The organism is Streptomyces sp. NPDC021096 (genome assembly GCF_040641275.1).
GTDB lineage: Bacteria > Actinomycetota > Actinomycetes > Streptomycetales > Streptomycetaceae > Streptomyces.
In genome coordinates this window covers 110,453-130,168 of sequence record NZ_JBFADG010000002.1, presented here as the reverse complement: position 1 = coordinate 130,168, position 19,716 = coordinate 110,453, and the positions used below count along the sequence as shown (strand labels likewise).

Annotated in this window: 16 protein-coding genes; 6 read left to right on the top strand and 10 right to left on the bottom strand. The window is 74.0% G+C overall.

Annotated features, from left to right (window positions below; translation table 11 throughout):
* Window positions 1-8: 8 nt before the first annotated feature.
* Window positions 9-1,004, bottom strand: a complete 996-nt coding sequence (locus AB0G59_RS04190; protein WP_360907830.1) for an AsnC family transcriptional regulator — start codon at window positions 1,002-1,004, stop codon at window positions 9-11.
* Window positions 1,005-1,186: 182 nt separating this feature from the next.
* Here AB0G59_RS04190 and AB0G59_RS04185 point away from each other — a divergent pair, with 182 nt between their 5' ends.
* Window positions 1,187-2,734 carry an MFS transporter gene (locus AB0G59_RS04185; protein ID WP_360907828.1) on the top strand — a complete coding sequence of 516 codons (1,548 nt, stop codon included), beginning with the start codon at window positions 1,187-1,189 and terminating at the stop codon, window positions 2,732-2,734.
* Window positions 2,735-2,950: 216 nt separating this feature from the next.
* Window positions 2,951-4,009, top strand: coding sequence for a methyltransferase (locus AB0G59_RS04180; RefSeq protein ID WP_360907826.1), 1,059 nt, complete (start codon window positions 2,951-2,953; stop codon window positions 4,007-4,009).
* On the opposite strand, the gene AB0G59_RS04175 is transcribed toward AB0G59_RS04180, so the two are convergent.
* From AB0G59_RS04175 to AB0G59_RS04165, 3 genes are all read right to left on the bottom strand, one after another.
* Window positions 3,987-4,670, bottom strand: a complete 684-nt coding sequence (locus tag AB0G59_RS04175) for a dioxygenase (protein ID WP_360907824.1) — start codon at window positions 4,668-4,670, stop codon at window positions 3,987-3,989. The two genes, AB0G59_RS04180 and AB0G59_RS04175, sit on opposite strands and share 23 nt — an antisense overlap.
* Window positions 4,671-4,706: 36 nt before the next feature.
* A complete protein-coding gene (locus tag AB0G59_RS04170; RefSeq protein ID WP_360907823.1) occupies window positions 4,707-5,669 on the bottom strand; it encodes an AraC family transcriptional regulator in 963 nt (320 codons plus the stop codon).
* 117 nt (window positions 5,670-5,786) lie between these two features.
* Window positions 5,787-6,470 (bottom strand): alpha/beta fold hydrolase, encoded by a 684-nt coding sequence (locus tag AB0G59_RS04165; protein ID WP_360907821.1) that lies wholly within the window; start codon window positions 6,468-6,470, stop codon window positions 5,787-5,789.
* Between the two features lie 246 nt (window positions 6,471-6,716).
* Here AB0G59_RS04165 and AB0G59_RS04160 point away from each other — a divergent pair, with 246 nt between their 5' ends.
* Window positions 6,717-8,261, top strand: coding sequence for a helix-turn-helix transcriptional regulator (locus tag AB0G59_RS04160; protein WP_360907819.1), 1,545 nt, complete (start codon window positions 6,717-6,719; stop codon window positions 8,259-8,261).
* A 104-nt stretch (window positions 8,262-8,365) separates the two neighbouring features.
* Window positions 8,366-9,580: a helix-turn-helix domain-containing protein gene (locus AB0G59_RS04155; RefSeq protein ID WP_360907817.1), complete on the top strand. Its 1,215-nt coding sequence runs from the start codon at window positions 8,366-8,368 to the stop codon at window positions 9,578-9,580.
* A 24-nt stretch (window positions 9,581-9,604) separates the two neighbouring features.
* Here AB0G59_RS04155 and AB0G59_RS04150 read toward each other — a convergent pair whose 3' ends face one another.
* From AB0G59_RS04150 to AB0G59_RS04135, 4 genes are all read right to left on the bottom strand, one after another.
* On the bottom strand, window positions 9,605-10,144 hold the full coding sequence (locus AB0G59_RS04150) for a PadR family transcriptional regulator (protein WP_360907815.1): 540 nt from the start codon (window positions 10,142-10,144) through the stop codon (window positions 9,605-9,607).
* 24 nt (window positions 10,145-10,168) lie between these two features.
* The gene (locus AB0G59_RS04145) at window positions 10,169-12,190 is read right to left on the bottom strand and encodes an NADPH-dependent 2,4-dienoyl-CoA reductase (protein ID WP_360907813.1); all 2,022 of its coding nucleotides are present in this window, start codon (window positions 12,188-12,190) and stop codon (window positions 10,169-10,171) included.
* A gap of 121 nt (window positions 12,191-12,311) precedes the next feature.
* Window positions 12,312-12,656 (bottom strand): CU044_2847 family protein, encoded by a 345-nt coding sequence (locus AB0G59_RS04140; RefSeq protein ID WP_360907811.1) that lies wholly within the window; start codon window positions 12,654-12,656, stop codon window positions 12,312-12,314.
* Window positions 12,657-12,686: 30 nt separating this feature from the next.
* Window positions 12,687-15,542: a CHAT domain-containing protein gene (locus AB0G59_RS04135; protein ID WP_360907809.1), complete on the bottom strand. Its 2,856-nt coding sequence runs from the start codon at window positions 15,540-15,542 to the stop codon at window positions 12,687-12,689.
* 186 nt (window positions 15,543-15,728) lie between these two features.
* Between AB0G59_RS04135 and AB0G59_RS04130 the strand changes: the two genes are divergently transcribed.
* Entirely contained in the window at window positions 15,729-15,965 is a 237-nt protein-coding gene (locus AB0G59_RS04130) for a DUF5133 domain-containing protein (protein ID WP_360907807.1), read from the top strand.
* Between the two features lie 44 nt (window positions 15,966-16,009).
* On the opposite strand, the gene AB0G59_RS04125 is transcribed toward AB0G59_RS04130, so the two are convergent.
* Complete coding sequence (locus tag AB0G59_RS04125) at window positions 16,010-16,888, bottom strand: sigma-70 family RNA polymerase sigma factor (protein WP_360908604.1); 879 nt, start codon at window positions 16,886-16,888, stop codon at window positions 16,010-16,012.
* Window positions 16,889-16,995: 107 nt separating this feature from the next.
* A complete protein-coding gene (locus tag AB0G59_RS04120) occupies window positions 16,996-17,931 on the bottom strand; it encodes a nitroreductase/quinone reductase family protein (RefSeq protein WP_360907805.1) in 936 nt (311 codons plus the stop codon).
* Between the two features lie 458 nt (window positions 17,932-18,389).
* Here AB0G59_RS04120 and AB0G59_RS04115 point away from each other — a divergent pair, with 458 nt between their 5' ends.
* Window positions 18,390-19,715 (top strand): diacylglycerol kinase family protein, encoded by a 1,326-nt coding sequence (locus tag AB0G59_RS04115; protein WP_360907803.1) that lies wholly within the window; start codon window positions 18,390-18,392, stop codon window positions 19,713-19,715.
* The last annotated feature ends 1 nt before the right edge of the window (window position 19,716 follow it).

Sequence of the window (19,716 nt, the reverse complement as noted above, 5' to 3'; positions counted from 1 at the left end):
GGCCGTCCTCAGCGCGGTGCGTCGAAGAGGCGGCTGCCGTCGCTGAGCAGGCCCGCCCGTTTGACGTGGCGGAGCACCGGGAGGACCTCGAGCCGGCGTACGGCCTTCAGTGCGCCGATGCCCTCGGTCATGTAGGTGTACAGATCGCGTTGGTCGCGGCAGAGCACGGACGCCGCGAGGTTGGCGGCGCCGGTCGTCGCCGCGACGAAGGGGACCTGGGGGTGCCCGGCGAGGGCGCGGCCGATCTCGGCGAGGTCGCTGGGGGCCACGGTCGCGGCGAGGGCGGCCTCGGTCCGGTAGCCCAGGTGGACGGGGAGGACCTCGACGTCGAAGGCGAGCGCGCCGCTGCGGCGCAGGTGGTCCACGCGGCGCCGGACGGTGGACTCCGAACGGCCGGTCGCCTTGGCGAGTTCGGGGTAGCCCGCCCTGCCGTCCCGGGCGAGGACGGCCAGCATCGCGTGGTCCCAGTCGTCGAGGCGGACGGTGTCCTCGTCGGTGCTCACCGGCGGCGGCTCCAGCGCCTCGATCTGCTCCTCGCTCAACTCGGCGAGGCCCAGCCGGCGGTTCGCCCCACCGGTGTAGCGGTGCAGCATGCTCTGTGCCGAGACGCCCGTGACGTGCTGGGTGCGCGGCAGCTTCCGGAGCAGGAGCGCCTCGTGGTCCTCCCACGTGCGCGAGCTGACCAGGCAGCCGACCTCGGTGCCCCCGGAGAAGATCTTGACCCAGCCGGTGTCGGGGCGGCGGGCCAGCGCGTCGGCGATGACCGGGGCCGCGCCGGGCACGCACTGGATCCGCAGCCTGGACTCGTAGAGGCCCACGCGGTCGCCCACCGGCAGGCCGAGCACCCTCAGCAGGCCCGCGCCCCGGAGCCGGCGATAGCGGCGGATCACCGTCTGGTCCGTGGTCCCGAGGACCGCGGCCAGGCGGCTGAAGGCGGCCCGGCCGTCGATCATCAGCGCCTGGACGAGTTGCCGGTCGAGGCGGTCGAATCCCTGATCATCCATGCTTTCCATCATTCCATGCCTCGATACGTGGGATTCCACCACCACGAGCGCCCTGGGTTCTGGAAACCGGCCGATGATGCGAGCTTCGACCGTTGTCGGGGGTGCGGCCTTCCGGGCGGCACGCCTGAAGAGTCCCCAGAGTGCGCCCCGGCCTCGTCGATGCGAAATCCCTGGAGGTTCGGATGCGTAAATGGCTGCCGCTCGTAGCGGTGTGCCTGGGAACGTTCATGTTGCTGGTGGACGTCACGATCGTCGTCGTGGCCCTGCCCGACATGGCCGGGAGCCTGCACACCTCGTTCGCGGACCTGCAGTGGGTGATGGACGTCTACGCCCTGGCGCTCGCGGCGCTCCTGCTGGGCGTCGGTTCGCTGGCCGACCGGATCGGCCACCGCCAGGTGTACGTGGTGGGTCTGGCGCTGTTCGCGGCCGCCTCGCTGGCCTGCGGGCTGGCGACGGGTCCGCTGGCGCTCATCGCCTTCCGTGGCGTGCAGGGCATCGGCGGGGCCGCCATGCTCGCGACGACCACGGCGCTGATCAGCAGCATCTACCAGGGCAGGGACCGCGGGGTGGCGTTCGGCGCCTGGGGAGCCGTCAGCGGCGCCGCCTCGGCGGCCGGCCCGATCATGGGCGGTCTGCTCACCGAGCACCTGGACTGGCGCTGGATCTTCTTCGTCAACCTCCCCATCAGCGTGCTCGCCGTCGCGATGACGCTGCGGTTCATCGTCGCGGCGCCCGCCCGCGGCACCCGGGCGGTGGATCTGCCCGGCATGGCGACCTTCACGCTCGCGGCGGGCACCGCGACCTACGCGCTGATCAAGGGCAACGACAACGGCTGGACGTCCGGCACCACCCTGGGCCTCTTCGGGCTCGCCGCGGTGGCGCTGCTGGCCTTCCTCGCGATCGAGGCGCGGCGCGAGCAGCCGCTGCTGGACCTCGCGCTCTTCCGCCGGGGCTCGTTCTCCGGGCTCATGATCGCCGCGGTGCTGCTGTCCGTCGCGGCGTTCTCCTACCTGGCGTACACCTCGCTGTGGCTGCAGTCCGTACGGGACATGGGGCCGGTGGCGGCGGGCCTGACGTGTCTGCCCATGAGCGCGGCCGCGTTCCTCGTCGCCTCGCTGTCGGGCCGTTTCCTGCACGGCGTCTCGCCCCGGTGGACCATCGGGGTGGGCATGCTGCTGATCGGTGCGGGCGCGTTCCTCCAGGCCGCGATCGGTGCGGAGTCCACCTGGACGGTGCTGGTCGCCGGTCTCGCGGTGACGGGCGTCGGCGTCGGGCTCGCCACGCCCATGCTGGCGTCGGCGGCGATGGGGTCCGTCGGCCCCGAGCGCGGCGGAATGGCCAGCGGCGCCGTCAACACCGCGCGCCAGCTCGGCAACGCCCTGGGCATCGCGGTCCTGGGCGTCGTCTTCCACGCCGGGATGGCGGGTTCGCTCCGTGACCACGGCGGGGCTTCCGTGCCCGATCCCGGCGCCATGGCCGACGCCCTGGCGGGCGGCCAGGCCGGCGCGGTGATCGCGCACGCCGCCTCCCCGGACCGGGCGGTGGTCGCACAGCTGGTGCACGAGGCCTTCGCGGCCGGCCTGCAGCAGACGTTCCTCGTCTCGGGAACCCTGGGCGTGCTCGGCGGCCTGGTGGCACTGGCACTCGTCCGCCGCCCGCCCCAGCCCGCGGAGCAGCGGCCGCGACAGCCCGCGGCGCGGGCGGAGACGGCGGAGCTCGCCCGCCGGTGACGGACACGCGGCCGGCCCGGGACGACCGGGCCGGCCGTCGTTCGTCATCGGCCCGGGCAGACCGCGGGCGGAGGCCATTGCCACCGCAGCATCGTCAACTTAGGCTTACCTAAGCTTGCTTGACGACGGCGGTGCGCACGCGCGCATCCGAACCTCGCCTTGCCGTGCGCCGGTGACCGGCGCACGGCGGCGCCACTACGGGAAGGGGCCCGCGGAATGAGCAATGCGGAGCGCGACACGGAGCGGACACCGGTGGGCTGGCAGGAGCGCAGCATCGTGATGCAGCTCGCCTTCGGGCAGATGAGCACGCACGTCCTGGGCGTGGCCGTGCGCCTGGAGGTCTTCGACCGGGTGGGCGACGGCGAGCTGACGGCCGCCTCTCTCGCCGACGACCTCGGCACCCACCCCCAGGCCACGCACCGCCTGCTCCGCGCGCTGGCCGGTCTGCGGCTGCTGACGGAGACCGCGCCGGGCACCTTCGCGACCACGCCGGCGGGCGATCTGCTGCGTTCCGGCGTCCCCGGCACGCAGCTGTCGGTGGCACGGCTGTTCACCGATCCGTCGATGACGCGCGGTTGGGAACTGCTGGAGCGGAGCGTCCGTACGGGCAGGACCGGGTTCGACGCGGCCTTCGGCACGGACTTCTTCGGCTATCTCAAGGAACACCCCGCGCTGTCCGCGGAGTTCAACGCGGCGATGGGTCAGGCCACGCAGGTCGCGGCGGAAGTGCTGCCCGCCCACTACGACTTCGGCCGCTTCGGCACCATCGTGGACGTGGGCGGTGGCGACGGCACGCTGCTGTCCGCCGTGCTGCGCGCGCACGCCGGGCCGCGGGGCGTCGTCTACGACACGGCGGAGGGGCTCGCGCAGGCCCCCGCCCGGCTGGCCGACGAGGGGGTCGCCGACCGCGTCACCCTCACGGTCGGCAACTTCTTCGCGTCGGCACCGGCGGGCGGGGACCTCTATCTGCTCAAGAGCGTGATCCACGACTGGAACGACGAGCAGTGCGTCACCATCCTGCGGCACATCAGGGACGTCATTCCCGCCGACGGCACCCTCCTGATCGTCGAGCCGGTCCTGCCGGCCGTCGTCTCCGGCGAGAGCACCGAACTGGCCTACCTCAGCGACCTCAACATGCTCGTGAACGTCGGCGGCCGGGAACGCACCGCGGACGACTTCGCCGCCCTGTGCTCCGAGGCGGGCTTCAAGCTCGGCGGCATCACGCCGCTGCCGCAGCCGAACGTCTTCCAGCTCATCGAGGCGACCCCGGCCTGAGCGCCGCTCCGTCGACGACGAAGTCGAACGTCGCCTGCTTCGCCGGGCCGGCCTGGCGGACGTTCATCAGCAGCGCGGGGTGGAAGATCGGGTCCGTGTTGTTGCGGGGCTCACCGGGAAAGTAGAGCTGCGTGGTGAGGACGGGGCCGCCGGGGGCCTGGACCTTGACATGGAGGTGACGGGTGCGGCTCGGGTAGAGCCCCGGGACGATCGTGGTCAGGGTGAAGGCGCCCCGGGCGTCGGTGTACTGGTGTCCTCTCAGCCGGAAGCCGCGGTTGTCGTAGGCGCCGGCGTCGTCCGCCTGCCAGAAGTCCAGCAGGGCGTGCGCGACCGGGCGGCAGGTCAGCCCGAAGACGTAGCCGCTGACCGTGAGCAGGGTGCCTCGTGTCCCCGGCTCCAGCAGGGAGGCGCGCTCGGGAGAGCGGGGCTTGAAGTACGGGCCCTCGGTCTGCGGCGGCGTCGGGTCGTCCCCGTCGTCGCAGAACGGCGTCGGGGACGGGGGCGGGTCCGAGGGCCGGTGGTCGCGTGCGAGGGCCACGCCGCTGCCGAGCAGCGCGGGCAGGGGAACGGCGACGAGTGCCGCCTTGAGCAGGGTCTTCCGGCTGACCGCCCGCCGTCCCGCCGGCTCCGGGTCTCCGTTGCGGGGGTGTTCGTCCGCCATGGTCTGCCTCCTGGGGTGAGTGGCTCGCTGACGAACCTAGGGAGCCGGGCCGGGCGGATCGATGGACTCCGTTCGGTGAACGTGGTGATTCCCGCGGGTACCGCCGCCCGCCGCCGCGCGCCGGAAGTCGCCCGGGCTGATGCCGGTCTCCCGCCGGAAGAAGCGGCAGAAGTACGCGGGGTCCGCGAACCCCACGCGGCGTGCGACCTGGCCGACGCCGAGAGCCGAACCGCTCAGCAGCCGCTTCGCCTCCAGCGTCCGGGCCGCGCGCACCAGTTCGCCGGGTGTACGGCCCGTGGCCTGCTTCACCGCCTCGTTCAGATAGCCGACCGAGACCCCCAGGCGCGCCGCGTACGCCCCGACCGCCCCCTCGGCCCCCGCCGTCTCGGTGAGCAGCCGGCCGAACTCCCGGGAGACCTCGGCGGCCCGGCCCGTGACCGTGCCGGGCCCGCGCGCCCCGGGCAGGCGCAGCGCCCGGACGAGCAGGATGTGCAGGTAGGCCTCCAGCACGGAGGCGTAGCCGTCCGCCTCGGCGGTGTACTCCCGCCCCATCGACCGGATCAGCGAGCCGATGCCGGCGCGGTCGCCGCCCGGGCCGTCGGGCCCGGGCGGCAGGTGGAACCAGGACCGCTCGCCGAGGGCCCGCAGCAGCTGCCGGTCGCCGGGGCGGCCCAGCAGGAAGTCCTCGGTGAAGAGCATCAGCACGCCGCGCAGGTCCGACACCCCTTCCCAGTAGTGCACTTGGCCGGGCAGCAGGAAGCACAGGTGCGGTGGGCGCAGCGGCCGGCGGACGAGGTCGATGACGTGGGCCCCGGAGCCGCCGGTGACGTAGACGATCTCGTAGAAGGTGTGCCGGTGGGGGTAGCCCGCCCGCGCGTCGGGGCCGAGGGCGTCGAAGGACCCCATGGCGAACGGCGGGAGGTGCGGCGGCGGTATCCGCAGGCGGTGCAGGGGGACGGGATCGGCGGACGACGCGTCGTCGCGCGTACGGGTGTTCATGCCCGGGCCCCTTCGCCGGCGCGGCCCGGGCGGAACCGTCTCGGCCTCGCCATGCCCTCAACGCTAAGGGGTCGCCGCGGATTCGGAAATGCGGACGGTGGTGGGCCAGGGGGTGCGTCAGGGGCCCTCGGTGAAGGCCGCGACGTCCGCCAGCAGGGAGCCGTTGGCGAGGAATCCGACGTGGGTCATGCAGGGCACCAGGGTGTTGACGGCGCCGGCGAGCACGCTGCTGGTGAACGGGTTGATCACGGCGTCGCACGGCGAGTACCAGGTCCGGTACGCGACCGGGCCGGGCGTCTCGTCGTCGGCGGCGAGGGTGGCGAGGAAGGCGGAACCGGGCGTCATCTCCTTGCACGATTCGGACGTGATCACGCAGAGCCCCGCCGTGATCGTGCCGTGGTGGGCCCCCGCGAGCGAGGCCATGCGCGTGACGCTCGTGGCGCCCCCGAGCTCCTTGACGTACCACATCGCGACCATGCCGCCCATGGAGTGGTTCACGATGTCGACCGTGCGGGATCCGGTGGTGTGCTTGACCTTCTCGACGAAGGCGGCCAGGCCCTGCGCGCTCGTGCGGTTCGAGGCGTTGAAGTCGTAGGAGTACGTGAACAGTTCGCTGTCGTTGTATCCAGCCTGCCGGAACGCGGCGCGCGCCGGCGCCCACACCACGCCCGTGTTGAGGTAGCCGTGGACGAAGACGACCGGCGTGCGGTGCGGGGCGGCCGCGGCGGTGGCCGTCGGGCCGGCGGTGAGGCAGGCGGCCGCCGCCGCGGCCGCGACCAGGGAGCTCAGGATTCTGCGCATGGATGCCTCCGGGAGGAATGCGGGATTCGGCTGCGGGCAGCATGCGGCGCCGGCGGAGGGCCGCGCATCGGCGAGATCACCGGGGTGGACGGGGAGTTGTCCTCCCCGACAAGCCGCACGGCGGCGCTCTTGGCCTTCCGGACAACCGTGGCGGCGCGTAACGCCGCCCCTCCCCAACGGCGTTACGCGCTGGTAACTTTCCCGCGATCCCCTCGACTGGCCCCGTCGCGACGAGGAGGAACGACGATGCGCGACACCGCACGGCACATGCACCGCCGCTGCGCCGCGGCCCTCGCCCGGGCCGCCGACCGGGCGGAGGACCGGGCCTTGCGCGCCGCGCGACTGGGCGCCGCCGCCGGACACGCGCGCCGCGCCGGGCTCGCGCGCCGGGCCGCCGCCCTCGGCGCGCGTGCGTCGGCCCCGCACGAGGACGCCGGGCTCACCGCGCTCCTGCGCGGCGCCGACGCCGCCTGGGACTCCGGCGATCGCGCGGGCTACCTCGCGGCAGCGCGGCGGATCCGTGCGCACGGGCAGGTCGCGGGCCCCGTGCGGGACCACTACGAGGGCGTCGCGGCCGCGCTGCACGGCCGGCCGGCGGCGGCCACCGCGCTGCTGCGCGCGGCCTGCTCCCCCGCGCCGGCAGAGAACGATCCGGACGTGCTCCTCCACGCGTCCCGCGCCGCCCTGATGCTCGGCGGCACGACGCACGCGCGGGACCTGGCGCACCGCGCCCTGGCCTGCGCCGGCCCGCGCGGGGACCTGGGCGCGAAGGTGCTCGGGCACCTCGCGCTCGTCGAACTGGCCGCGGGACGGTACGGGCTCGCCGGCTCCTGCTCCCACCGCGGGCTGGAGGCGGCCCTCGCGCGCGGGGAGCACCGCCTCACGGCGCAGCTGCGCGCGGCGCTGGCCATGACCGCGTCGGTCATGGGCGATGCCCAGGCCTGCCGGGCCCATGCCCGTTCCGCCCTCGCCGCGGCACGCGATCACGGCCTCGTGGTTCCGGCCGTGCTGGCCACCTGGGCCCTGGGCCTGCTCGACCTCTCCCGCGGTCTGCCGGTGGAGGCGGCCGAGCGGCTGCGGCCCCTCGTCCTCACCCCCTCTCCCCCGGCTCCTCTGTCTCCCCTGCACCACTTCGCATGGCACCTGCGCGTCGTCCCGTGCTTCGTCGAAGCCGTGGCGCTGGCCGCGCCCCGCCTGCCGGCGTCCGAGCGGTCCAGCGCCCTGGGCCGGGCCCAGGGGGCGTTGCGCGCCTTGGAGAAGTGGGCCCGGGCCGGTGCCGACGGCCAGGCCCGTGCCCTCGCCCTGCACTGCCGGGCCCTGCTCGCCGCGCCGGGCGCCGCGGAGCCGTACTTCCACCAGGCGTTGGCACTCCTGGAACGGACGGGACCGGATTTCGCCCAGGCCCGCACCCGACTGCTGCTCGGCATGTCGCTGCGGCGGCTCCGCCGGCCGGGCGACGCCTGGGGCCACCTGCACGGTGCCGCGGTGCGCTTCGAGGCCTGCGGGGCGGACCTCTGGGCGGCACGGGCGCGCGAGGAGCTGCGGGCGGCCGGCCGGGGCGAGGCCGATGCCGGCCGGCGCCCGCCCGGCTCCCTCACCCCTCAGCAACTGCGCGTGGCCCGGCACGTCGCCGAGGGCCTGACCAACCGGGAGGTCGCCGACCGGCTCACCCTCAGCCACCGGACCGTCGACCACCACCTGCGCAACGTCTTCTCCGCCCTCGGCATCCGCTCCCGCGTCCAGCTGGTGCACGCCCTGGCGTCGGGCGACGACGGGGCGCCGGTCAGCTGACGTCCCACACGGGCGCATAGGCGACCGGCCCGCTGCGCCGGCGAACAGAACCCGCGCCGACTCGTTGTTCCCGTGGACAACAAGACCGGCTGTACGCTGCGGGAATGCAGGGACCGGCGCCGCGTGAAGAGATCATTTCGGTGGCCCGCGCGGTGCTGCGACGCATCTCGGAGATAGGGGACCGGCTCGCCGTCCGGCTCCGTGCCGAGGTGGAGCCCTACGGCGACGAGGCGCTCGTCCCCCTCGACTCGTTGCGTCGGTCCTGCGTGGACAACCTCAAGTTCCCGTTGCTGCACCTGGCGGGCGAGGAGGTGCCGGCGGACCTCGGCCCCGCCCGGCGGACCGGGCGGGAGCGGGCCCTGCAGGACGTGTCGCTGGCCGGGACCCAGCGCGCCTTCCGCATCGGCTTCGAGCTCCTGTGGGCCGAGGTCGCGGCCGAGGCGCGCGGCGTCCACGAGGTCACCGGCGACATGCTGGTGACGTTGTCGTCGGAGATCTGGCGCCTGGCCGGCGAGTACGCGGACGCGATGGCCTCGGCCTACCGCGAGACGGCCGCCGAGCTGATGGCACAGCGCGAACACGAGCGGTCCGCCCTGGTGGAGGCACTGCTCACCGGCGCGATCACCGACCGGAGCACCGTGTGGGAGGCCGCCCGCACCCTCGGGCTGCCGACGACCGGGCCCTTCGTCGTGGCCGCCGCCGACGTCCCCGCACCTGGCCGTTCGGCGCTCCCCCGCATCGAGGCGGCGCTGCGGGCGGGGCACGTGCCGTCCGCCTGGCGGCTGTTGCCCGGCCAGCAGGTCGGGGTGATGTCCGCGCTGCCGCCGGACATCCGGGCGACCGCACTGGGGATCCTCGAGAAGAGCGCGGCGCGCGTGGGCATCAGCCCGCCGTACGACTCGCTGCGCGAGACGCCCCAGGCCCTGCGCTACGCGCGTCTGGCGCTCGCGGCGCTGCCCAGGGGCAAGCCGGGCGTCTCCTATTTCGACGACGATCCCGTCGCCATGCTGGTCGTCGCGGCCCCGGCCGAGGCGGGCCGCCTGGTGCGGGCCGTCTTCGGCGAGGTCTTCGGGATGCCGCCGGACGAACGCGAGAGGCTGCTCGAGACGCTGGAGCACTGGTTCTCCGCCGGCGGGTCCGCCGTCGAGACCGGGCGGCGCCTGTACTGCCACCCCAATACGGTGCGCTACCGGCTGCGCGGGCTGGAGAAGCTCACCGGCCGTTCGCTGCAGGATCCGTGCACGGTACGGGATTTCGGCGCCGCTCTGCGGGCCCTGCGGGTCCTGCCCGAGGAAGCGCTGCCGCGCGGCGCGTCCTGACGCCGTCGCCGCCCTACTCCCGCCCTACTCCCGCTCTCCTTCGATCTCCGCGAGCGCGTCCGTCAGCCAGGAGATCCAGAAGGTCTCCAGGCCGATGCCGCCGCGGAGCACGAGGTGGCGCAGCCGGTCCCGCTCGGCGTCCCGCTCCGGCGGGAAGTCGTGTTCCTCGATGGCCTCGTACTCCGCCAGCTGCGCCCGGTGCAGGGCGAGATGGCGGCGCAGTTCGGCCCCGAGGCCTTCCGTGCCGACGACGCCGGCCGCGCGCATGCGCAGCAGGAGGGCTTCGCGTACGGGTTTGGGGTCCTCGGAGGCGGCGACCCATGCGGTGAGTTCGGCGCGGCCTGCGGGCAGGACCTCGTACTCCTTCTTCTGTCCCCGGGTCGGTTGTCCGCAGGGCAGTGCGCGGATGAGTCCCTTCTCCTCCAGCCTGCCCAGTTCGCGGTAGATCTGCTGGTGCGTGGCCGACCAGAAGTAGCCGATCGACTTGTCGAAGCGGCGCGTCAGCTCCAGCCCCGACGACGGCTTCTCGAGCAGCGCGGTGAGGATGGCGTGCGGCAGGGACATGCCCGCAATCCTATGCTTCGCGGGTCACAGGGCCGCGGCGAGTTCGGTGCCCTGGCGGATGGCGCGCTTGGCGTCGAGTTCGCCGGCGGTGTCGGCTCCGCCGATGAGGTGGACGGTGTGCCCGGCCGCGCGCAGCTCCTCGTACAGGTCGCGGCGCGATTCCTGTCCGGTGCACAGCACGACCGTGTCGACCGGGAGGGTCGTGGCGGTGCCGTCGACCGTGACGTGCAGGCCCTCGTCGTCGATGCGGTCGTACGTCGCGCCGGCGATCATGGTCACGCCGCGGTGCCTGAGCTCGGTGCGGTGGATCCAGCCGGTGGTCTTGCCGAGGCCTGCGCCGACCTTGGTGGCCTTGCGCTGCAGGAGGTGGACGGTGCGCGGCGGCTTCGGCCGTTCGGGGGCCCGCAGGCCGCCCGGGGTCCGGTAGTCGGTGTCGACGCCCCAGGCGCGGAAGTACGTCTCGGGGTCCTGGCTCGCCGCGTCGCCGGCGTCGGTCAGGTACACGGCGACGTCGAAGCCGATGCCGCCCGCGCCGATGACCGCGACCCGCTCGCCGACGGGGGCGCCGTCGCGCAGGACGTCGAGGTAGCCGACCACGCTCGGATGGTCGATGCCGTCGATGGCGGGGACGCGCGGGGTGACGCCGGTGGCGACGACGATGTCGTCGTAGGCGCCGGGTGCGAAGTCGTCGGCGCTCACGGGGGTGTTCAGCCGGACGTCGACGCCGTGGGCCCGCAGCTGTACGCGGAAGTAGCGCAGGGTCTCGTCGAACTCCTGCTTGCCCGGGATCTTGTTGGCGATGTCGAGCTGTCCGCCGATGTCGCCCGCGGCGTCGAAGAGGGTCACCGCGTGTCCGCGCTCGGCCGCCGTCACGGCGAAGGCCAGCCCGGCCGGGCCCGCCCCGACGACGGCGAGGCGCTTGCGGCGCCGGGTCGGCAGGAGGACCAGTTCGGTCTCGTGGCAGGCCCGGGGGTTGACCAGGCACGAGGTGATCCGGCCGCTGAAGGTGTGGTCGAGGCAGGCCTGGTTGCAGCCGATGCAGGTGTTGATCGTCTCGGGACGTCCCCGGCGGGCCTTGTCGACGAAGTCGGGGTCGGCGAGGAAGGGCCGTGCCATCGAGACCATGTCGGCGTAACCGTCGGCGAGCAGTTGCTCGGCCTTGTCGGGGGTGTTGATGCGGTTGGTGGTCACCAGCGGGATCGAGACGGAGCCCATCAGCTTCCTGGTGACCCAGGCGTAGGCGCCGCGCGGCACGGAGGTGGCGATGGTGGGGATGCGGGCCTCGTGCCAGCCGATGCCGGTGTTGATGATCGTCGCGCCGGCCGCCTCGACCGCCCGGGCCAGCGTGATCACCTCGTCCAGCGAGGATCCGCCCGGTATCAGGTCGAGCATGGACAGGCGGTAGATCACGATGAAGTCCGTGCCGACGCGTTCGCGCACGCGGCGGACGATCTCGACGGGGAAGCGGATGCGGTTCTCGAAGGAGCCGCCCCAGCGGTCGGTGCGGTGATTGGTCGCGGGTGCGATGAATTCGTTGATCAGGTAGCCCTCGGAGCCCATGATCTCCACGCCGTCGTACCCCGCGCGCCGCGCCAGCCCTGCGGCCCGTACGAAGTCCTCGACGGTCCGCTCGACCTCGTCGTCGGTGAGGGCGTGCGGGGTGTGCGCGGAGATGGGGGCCTTGAGGGCGCTGGGTGCGACCAGGTCCGCGTGGTGGGCGTAGCGGCCGAAGTGCAGGATCTGCAGCGCGATCCTCCCGCCTTCGCGGTGCACGGCGTCGGTCACGACCCGGTGCCGCTCCGCCTCGGCACCGGTGGTCAGCGCGGCCCCGCCCGCCCAGGGCCGGCCCGCCTCGTTCGGCGCGATGCCGCCGGTGACGATCAGCCCCACTCCGCCGCGCGCCCGCTCCGCGTAGAAGGCGGCCATCCGCTCGAAGCCGTTCTCGGCCTCTTCGAGGCCGACGTGCATCGACCCCATCAGCACCCGGTTGGGCAGCGTCGTGAATCCGAGGTCCAGTGGACGCATGAGGTGCGGGTACTGGCTCACGACGTGTTTCCCTCTTCCCTCGGCTTCGTGCCGGTCCGGTGGAACGGCCCTGGTTCCCGAAGCGAGGCTACGACCCGCGGAGGCTTTGTGCAACCAGTTGCATAACCGGGATCAACGGTCGTCAGGCAGGGCCCGCACCGCCCTCCCGGCGCCAGGTCAGGGACACCAGGAAGTTGGCCGAGGCGCCGCCCTTGGCGATGTACGCGCCGACTTCGGCGTGCAGGTCGATGCCGAACTCGACGCGGATCTCGTCGGGCGTCTGGGCGGCCGACCGCAGGTGCGCGACGACGGCCTGCACGGCGGGCTCCACACGGTGGACGGCGTCCTCGAAGGTCTGCTGCGCCCTTTCGATGACCGCGCTGTCCCGCATGCCACGGGTCACCGGGCCGGCGGCCGCGGCCCGGTCGCTGACCTCGACCAGCACCGTGCCGCTGCCCTCGGCGGGAAATTCGACGAGCTGCCCCATCGGCTTCTCCTTCGCTTCTCCGGTGGCCGGCTAGAGGTCGCCGACGGGCCAGATCCTGATGGTGCGGTCATGACTACCGGTGGCGAGCCGGGCGCCGTCCGGGCTGAACGCCACGGCGAGCACCTTGTCGTCATGGCGGACTTCCAGGGACTTGCGGCCGGTGGTCGCGTCCCAGACCCGCGCGGTCCGGTCGTCGCTGCCGGTGGCCAGCCGGGTGCCGTCCGGGCTGAACGCCACCGCGAACACCGTGCCACCGTGGCGCAGCTCGAGCATCCGCTCCCCCGTGGCCGCGTCCCACACCCGCGCGGTCCCGTCGTGGCTGCCGGTGGCCAGCCGGGTGCCGTCCGGGCTGAACGCCACCGCGAACACCGCGTGGCCGTGCGCCACCTCGAGCTCCTTCTCCCCCGTGGCCACGTCCCAGATCCGCGCGGTGCTGTCATGGCTGCCGGTGGCCAGCCGCCCACCACCTGGGTCGAACGCCACGGCGAACACCGCCTGACCGTGACGCACCTCGAGCACGTCCTCGCCTGTGGCCACGTCCCAGATCCGCGCGGTCCTGTCGTGGCTGCCGGTGGCCAGCCGCCCACCATCGGGGCTGAACGCCACGGCCAGCACCGCCTTGTCCAGGCGTACCTCGCACACCCGCTCCCCCGTGGCCACGTCCCACACCCTGGCGGTGTGGTTGTCGGCGCCGGTGGCGAGCCGGGTGCCGTCGGGGCCGAACGCCACCGCGTACACCCAGTGCAGCTTCGGCACCCCGGCCTCGACCTCCAGCCGCTCCTTGTCACCGCCGGCGCCGTCGTAGACGCGGGCCCACGCGGCGGAGCCGCCGGCGGCGATGCTCCGGCCGTCGGGATGCCAGGCGAGTGCGTAGACCTCCGCCGCGAAGTCGATGCGCCCGAGCTCGGCCGGGTGCGCGGCGAGCTCGCGCCGGGCCCGGTCGGCCAGTTCGGCGTACGCGCGGGCGGCGTCCGGGTCCACGGCCGTCAGCTCGGCGACCGCGTCCCGTACGCGCGCCCAGTCGCCGGCGGCCTCCTGTTCCTCCAGCGTCGTACGCAGCGCGGCGACGCGGTGGCGGCGCAGGCAGACCTCGCCCCGCCGGGCGGCGTCGCGGTATCCGCCGTCTGCGGTGGCGAGTTCACGGTAGGCGTCGGCGGCGGCGCTCCAGTCCCCGGCGTCCTCGGCGGCGCGGGCCCGGGCGTACCGGCGCTCCAGGCCGGCCGCCCGCTCGGCCTCGCGTTCGGCCTCCTCCAGTGCCCGACGGGCACGGGTGGCCAGTCCGTCGGGGTCGGTGACGGACGGATCGAGGCGCTGGAGTTCCGCGACGACGTCGAGGACGGCCTGCCACTGTCCGTTGTCCGCGTGGTAGCGCAGTTCGGCCTGGAGGTCGGCCGTGCGCCGGCGGGCCCGGCACGACTCCCGGCGCGCGGCGGCGTCGCGGTAGTCGGGCTGCGTCCCGAGGACCTCGGTGTACGCCTCGATCGCGGCGGCCCAGTCGCCGGCGGCCTCGGCGGCCGTGGCCCGCTCGTACGCCCCGGCGAGGCGGCACTGGCGGGCGGCCGTGTCGCGCAGCTCCGCCGCCTCACGGTTGTCCGGGTCGAGGGTGAGCAGGTCGTCGAGCAGGGCGATGGCCTGCTCGGGGTGGCCGACGCGCAGTTCCGCGTGGGCCATCACCTGCAGGGCCCGCAGCTGCGCCTCGCGCCGCTTGCCCTCCTGCGACAGCTCCGGGGTCGGGGGCGAGGGGCCGGCGCCGGGTGCGACCGGGGATTCCGGGGCGGGAGGCGGTGAGGTGAAGGTGAAGAGGCGGGTGGTGTCGCCGCGTACGTACAGCACCGGGGTGATCCATTCCAGGGCGGTGCGGCCGCAGCCGAGCATCGCGACGCGTGCGCTCCTGGCCGCCTCGTCGATGCGGCGGCCCCCGGCGAGCGAGGTGTAGAAGCCCTGGGCGAAGCGGACCGCGGCCCGGTCGCTGACCGTGAACTGCATCGCGGCGACCGCGCTGATGCCGCTGCGGACCAGTGCCGCGCCGGTGCTGGAGAAGACGTCGCGGGTGCCGCCCTGGGCGGAGGCACAGGAGTTGAGCACCACGAGCCGGGGGGTGGGGTCGGCCTCGCCGAGCAGGTCCACCAGCCGGGACGCCTCGATCATGTCCGGGCCGCCGCTGTCGTCCACCAGGGCGATCAGGCCCTCGTCGGCCTCGGCGTCGTAGTCGCCGTGCCCGATGAAGTGCAGGACGTGCCACTCCCCCTCCTGCAGCCGCGCGTACACGCTGTCCCAGCTCGCGTCCGGCAGCCACGTCACCTCCACCCGGCCCGCCGCCAGCTGCCCTGCCAGCGCCTTCTCGAGCCGGCCGCGCTCGGCGTCGGTGTCCAGCGGGGGCAGGCCGCGCGGTGAGGCGATCAGCACCAGGATGCGCAGGGGCGGCTCCACCCGCGGCGGCTCGGGGGTGTAGAGGGCGGGGACGTGCCGGACCAGGGGTTCGTGCCGGCACAGGTAGGCGCCGGCCTCCGGGTCGAAGAGGGTCTCCCACGGCAGCAGCGCCAGCTCCGGCGAGCCCAGCCGCAGCACGATCCGCAGCCGCTCCCGCCGTTCCTGCGCCACGCCCAGGCTCGCCCGGTAGGTGCCGTAGACCGGGCCGGCGAACAGCGCCTTGAACAGCTGCTGCCCCACCTGCCGCACCGGCTCCTCGCCGGGGGGCACCACGCGCCGCGCCGCCACGGAGGACGCCAGCACGGTGGCCTCCAGCTCGGCGCGCCGGGCCAGGAGTTCGTCGACGTCCAGCAGCAGCGCGGCCTCCGGCTCCCCGCCGGCCGCCGCGCGCACCACCCGCACCTCGTATTCGCCCGGGCGTTTTCCTGAGATCTCCAATTCGAGGTCAGTGGCCATGGCCACCCCTTCCCATGCCCTCATGGTGCGGCCACGCCCCCGCCCGGACCAGGGCGGTTAGCCCAACCGGGGCCGGGGACGAAGGGCCTTTCGACCGGGGCGCGAGGAAAGAGGGGGGCATGGGACGGCGGTGTGCGGGCAGGCGCACGGGCGATGTCGTGTGTGTTTCCTCAGAAGGAGAGATTCATGCTGCTTGCCCACCCTGCCGTGCTCGACGATCTCATCCAGCGCTACACCGCCCTCGAGCACGCGCTGGAGTCCGGGAACGCGGGACCCGCCACGCGGCAGAGGCTGGCCGACGTCGCCTACACCCTGTGCGTGTCCACCGGCACCCGGGACATCGACACCGCCCTCGTCGCCGCGCGTCACCGCCTTCCCGGATCCCGTACGGGGGACGACAGCGCGCTGACCTCCACGGTCTAGCGCGCACGCCGTCCCCCGGGTGACCGCGCGTCACCCCCGCCCCGTCAGTCGCCGAGGACCGTCAGGTCCAGCCGGCCCAGGCGCTCGGGGTCGGTGAGGATGTCGATCTCCACGATCCTCCCGTCCGTGACCGTGAACGCCATGACCGAGACCGGCACCCCCGCCGAGACCGCGACGACTCCCGCGGCCCCGTTGACGGTCGCGGGGTGCGCGTACTCCGCGAAGCTCGCGAAGGTGAGCGCGCCCCCGGCCACGTTCGCCGCACCGCGCACCACGGCCCCCGGGCGCAGGGCGCCGCCGTCGGAGCGGGCCACGACCTGCGGGTCGAGGACGGCGACGAGCGCCTCGAAGTCGCCTCCGCGGGCGGCGGCGAAGAAGGCGTCGACCACCTCGCGCTGCCGGGCCAGGTCGGTGTCGGGCACCGGGGCCGCCCCTTGCACACGGCGGCGGGCCCGGCTGGCGAGCTGCCGGGCCGCCGCCGGCGTGCGGTCGACGACGGTGGCGATCTCGTCGAAGGGCACGGCGAACATGTCGTGCAGGACGAACGCGAGCCGCTCGGCGGGGGCCAGGGTCTCGAGGACGACGAGCAGGGCGATGCCGACCGAGTCGGCCAGCAGCGCCTCGTGCTCGGGGTCGACGCCCCGCGCCCCGCTGACGACCGGATCGGGCAGCCGCACCTCGAGCGGCTCCTCGCGGCGCGAGGAGCGCGAGCGCAGGAGGTCCAGGCAGACCCGCCCGACGACGGTCGTCAGCCATCCGCCCAGGTTCGCGACGCCGCCGGTGTCGGAGCGGCTGAGCTTGAGCCAGGCCTCCTGCACGGCGTCGTCCGCCTCGCTGAGCGAGCCGAGCATCCGGTAGGCCACCGCCCGCAGATGGTCCCGGTGCTCCTCGAACCGCCCCGCCAGAAAATCTTGTTCGTTCATCGGCCGCACTCTCTCGTCGTGTTCCGTCATCGCCATGACGAACCGGACGCGGCCGATGTGACAGGACAGGGGCGGCCGTGCGAACCCGTAGGGGTACGGGTCGTTGATCACTCCTCGGACCGTCCGCCGGCGCCGCCCGCCGCGGGCGGCGCCGGCGGGAAGGGGACGTCGGCCAGCACGGGCAGCAGCCACTCCTCCTCGTAGTCGAGGTGGGCCACCAGCTCCTTCGCCATCCGGTCCAGCTCGGCGCGGAAGCGCCGGGGGTCGGCGGTGGTGATGTCGGACAGCAGGGCGAGGAGTTCGTCCTTGATGCGGGACACGGTCCGGTGTTCCTCGCTCAGCCGGTCCAGGGGCTCCCGCAGGTGGGGGTGGTGCTGGGCCAGGGCGGGGAAGACGTGGGCGTCCTCGCTGGTGTGATGGAACGTCAGGGAGTCGCAGAAGGCGAGGCAGTGCTGCCGGATCTGCAGTCCGAGCCCCGGCGACGGCGGCTCTCCGGGGCCCCTGTGGTCCGCCCGCGCCGCGAAGTGGGCGTCGACCTCGGCGCGTACGTGGCGCAGCTGTTCGCGCAGCCACGTGTGGATCTCCAGGAGCTTGTCGGCGAGGGTGCGGACCTCGCGAAGCTCTCCTCCCCCGTGTCCGGGGCGTTCCAGCACCACGACCGGCAGGGTCCGGGTGGTGCGGCTCTGGTAGTCGCCGTATCCGGGCTCCGTGCGCACCACGTGCTCGAACAGCCGCTCGCGCCGGGCGCCCTCGGCCGGGACGGCGACGGCCTCGAACTCCTCGGTGCCGATCTCGACGCCGACCGCGGGGTGGGCCAGGAGGTTGTGGTACCAGGCGGGATGGCTGGGGGCGCCGAGGTTGGACCCGACGACGAGGAGCAGGTCGCCGTGCCGGACGTAGCCCAGCGGAACGGTGTGCGGCAGGCCGGACCTGGCGCCGGTGGTGGTCAGCAGGAGGAGGTCGCCGCCCTCGAAGGGGCCGCCGACCTTCCCCTCGCCTGCTCGGAACTCCTCGATGACCTGCTGGTTGAAGGACAGGGGCATGCTGCGTGGATCTCCAGGAAGGGTTGCGTGGGACCGCGACGGTGCGCGGGTACGGGTTCCATGGCGACGGGCGGCGCCGGTACGGGGCGGCCGTCGGCCAGGCGATGGCGTACGGAAAGTCAGACGGCGGTGCCGGGCACCGCTCGGTACAAGGGACGACGTGCGGACGCGTTGATGTCGGCTGACGTCAGATGCGGGGTGCGGAGTATGAACTCATGGCATTGATCCCTCGGTGAAAGGTGCTCGCTCGGCTGCCGGCCTGCCCACTGCTCTTCGGCCGGCACCGCGCTGCACGCCCCTCATGAGAACATCTGTGTAACAGCCTGTCAACGCCGCAGCTCACAGCGGGACATGAGCTCCCGTGCGCGCGCCGGGCGCCGCCTGCCCCACGGCCCCGGCGGGGGAACGGCGGCGACCGCCGGTGCGTCCTTCAGGTGTCCGCGGCGATGGGGGGAACCATGGACGAGAGTCGTCTGGTTGCGCACGGTCCCGCGGCGCAGCGCCGGGCCGCGCGCCTGGCGGTCGCGGCGGCCACGGCGGGGGTGTTGCTGCTGCTCCTGGTCGCGGGCGGCCGGAGCATCGGCCTGGTCGGCATCGGCGGGTCGGCCGCCACGGCGGCGGGGCTGTGGTGGGCGCTGACGCGACGGGGCCTGGCGAGGGTGTGCGCCGCCGGCCTGGCGGTGGCGGCGCCGGCCATGGTGTTCGCGTTCTACGTCGCGGCGGGGCTGCTCTGGCTCGTCGTCGTCATTCTCGTGCTGTGGGGTGTGTCGGTGTCCGCGGGCTGGGCCGCGCTCGCCGCGGACAGCACCGCGCCGGCGACCGCGCGCGGGCTTCCCGTCCCGCCTCCCAAGCGCCCCTTCCTCATCATGAACCCCCGCTCGGGCGGGGGAAAGGTGGAGCGGTTCGGCTTGCGGGAGAAGGCGGAGGCGCTGGGCGCCGACGTCGTGCTCCTCGACCCCGGCCACCCCCAGGACGTCGTCGCGCTTGCCCGCGACGCCGTCGCGGACGGCGCGGACCTGCTGGGCGTGGCCGGCGGGGACGGCACGCAGGCGCTGGTCGCGGGCGTCGCGGCGGCGTACGGAGTGCCGTTCGTGGTCATCACGGCCGGCACCCGCAACCATTTCGCCCTGGACCTCGGGCTCGACCGGGACGAGCCGTCGAGGTGCCTGGACGCCCTGACGGACGGGGTCGAGTTCCGTGTGGACCTCGGACGCGTCGGGGAGCGCGTCTTCGTCAACAACGCCTCGTTCGGCGCGTACGCGGTCGTGGTGCAGAGCCCCGCCTACCGCGACGACAAGGTGCGCACCACCCTGCAGCTGCTGCCCGACGTCCTGACCCGGCATCACGGGCCGCGGCTGACCGTCGCCGCCGCGGGCGTGACCCTCGACGCCCCGCAGGCGGTGCTGGTCAGCAACAATCCGTACCGGGTCGGCGACCTGGCGGGGCTCGGCCGGCGGGAGCGGCTGGACGGCGGCGTACTGGGGCTGCTGGGCGTCAGGGTCGACAGCGCGGCGCAGGCGGCGGCCATGCTGCGCGGGCGTCGCGCGCCCGGCCTGACTGTCCTGACCGCACGCGAGGTCCTCGTCGACGCCGACGAGCCGGTGGTGCAGGTCGGTGTCGACGGCGAGCCGCTGACCTTCCCGACGCCCGTGCGCTGCAGGATCGAACCCCGGGCGCTGCGCGTACGTGTTCCGCGCGACCGCCCGGGCGTCCCCCGGATGCGGCCGCGGCTGAACTGGCGGCGGCTGTGGGCCCTGGCCCTCGCGAGGGGCCCGGCCATGTGAG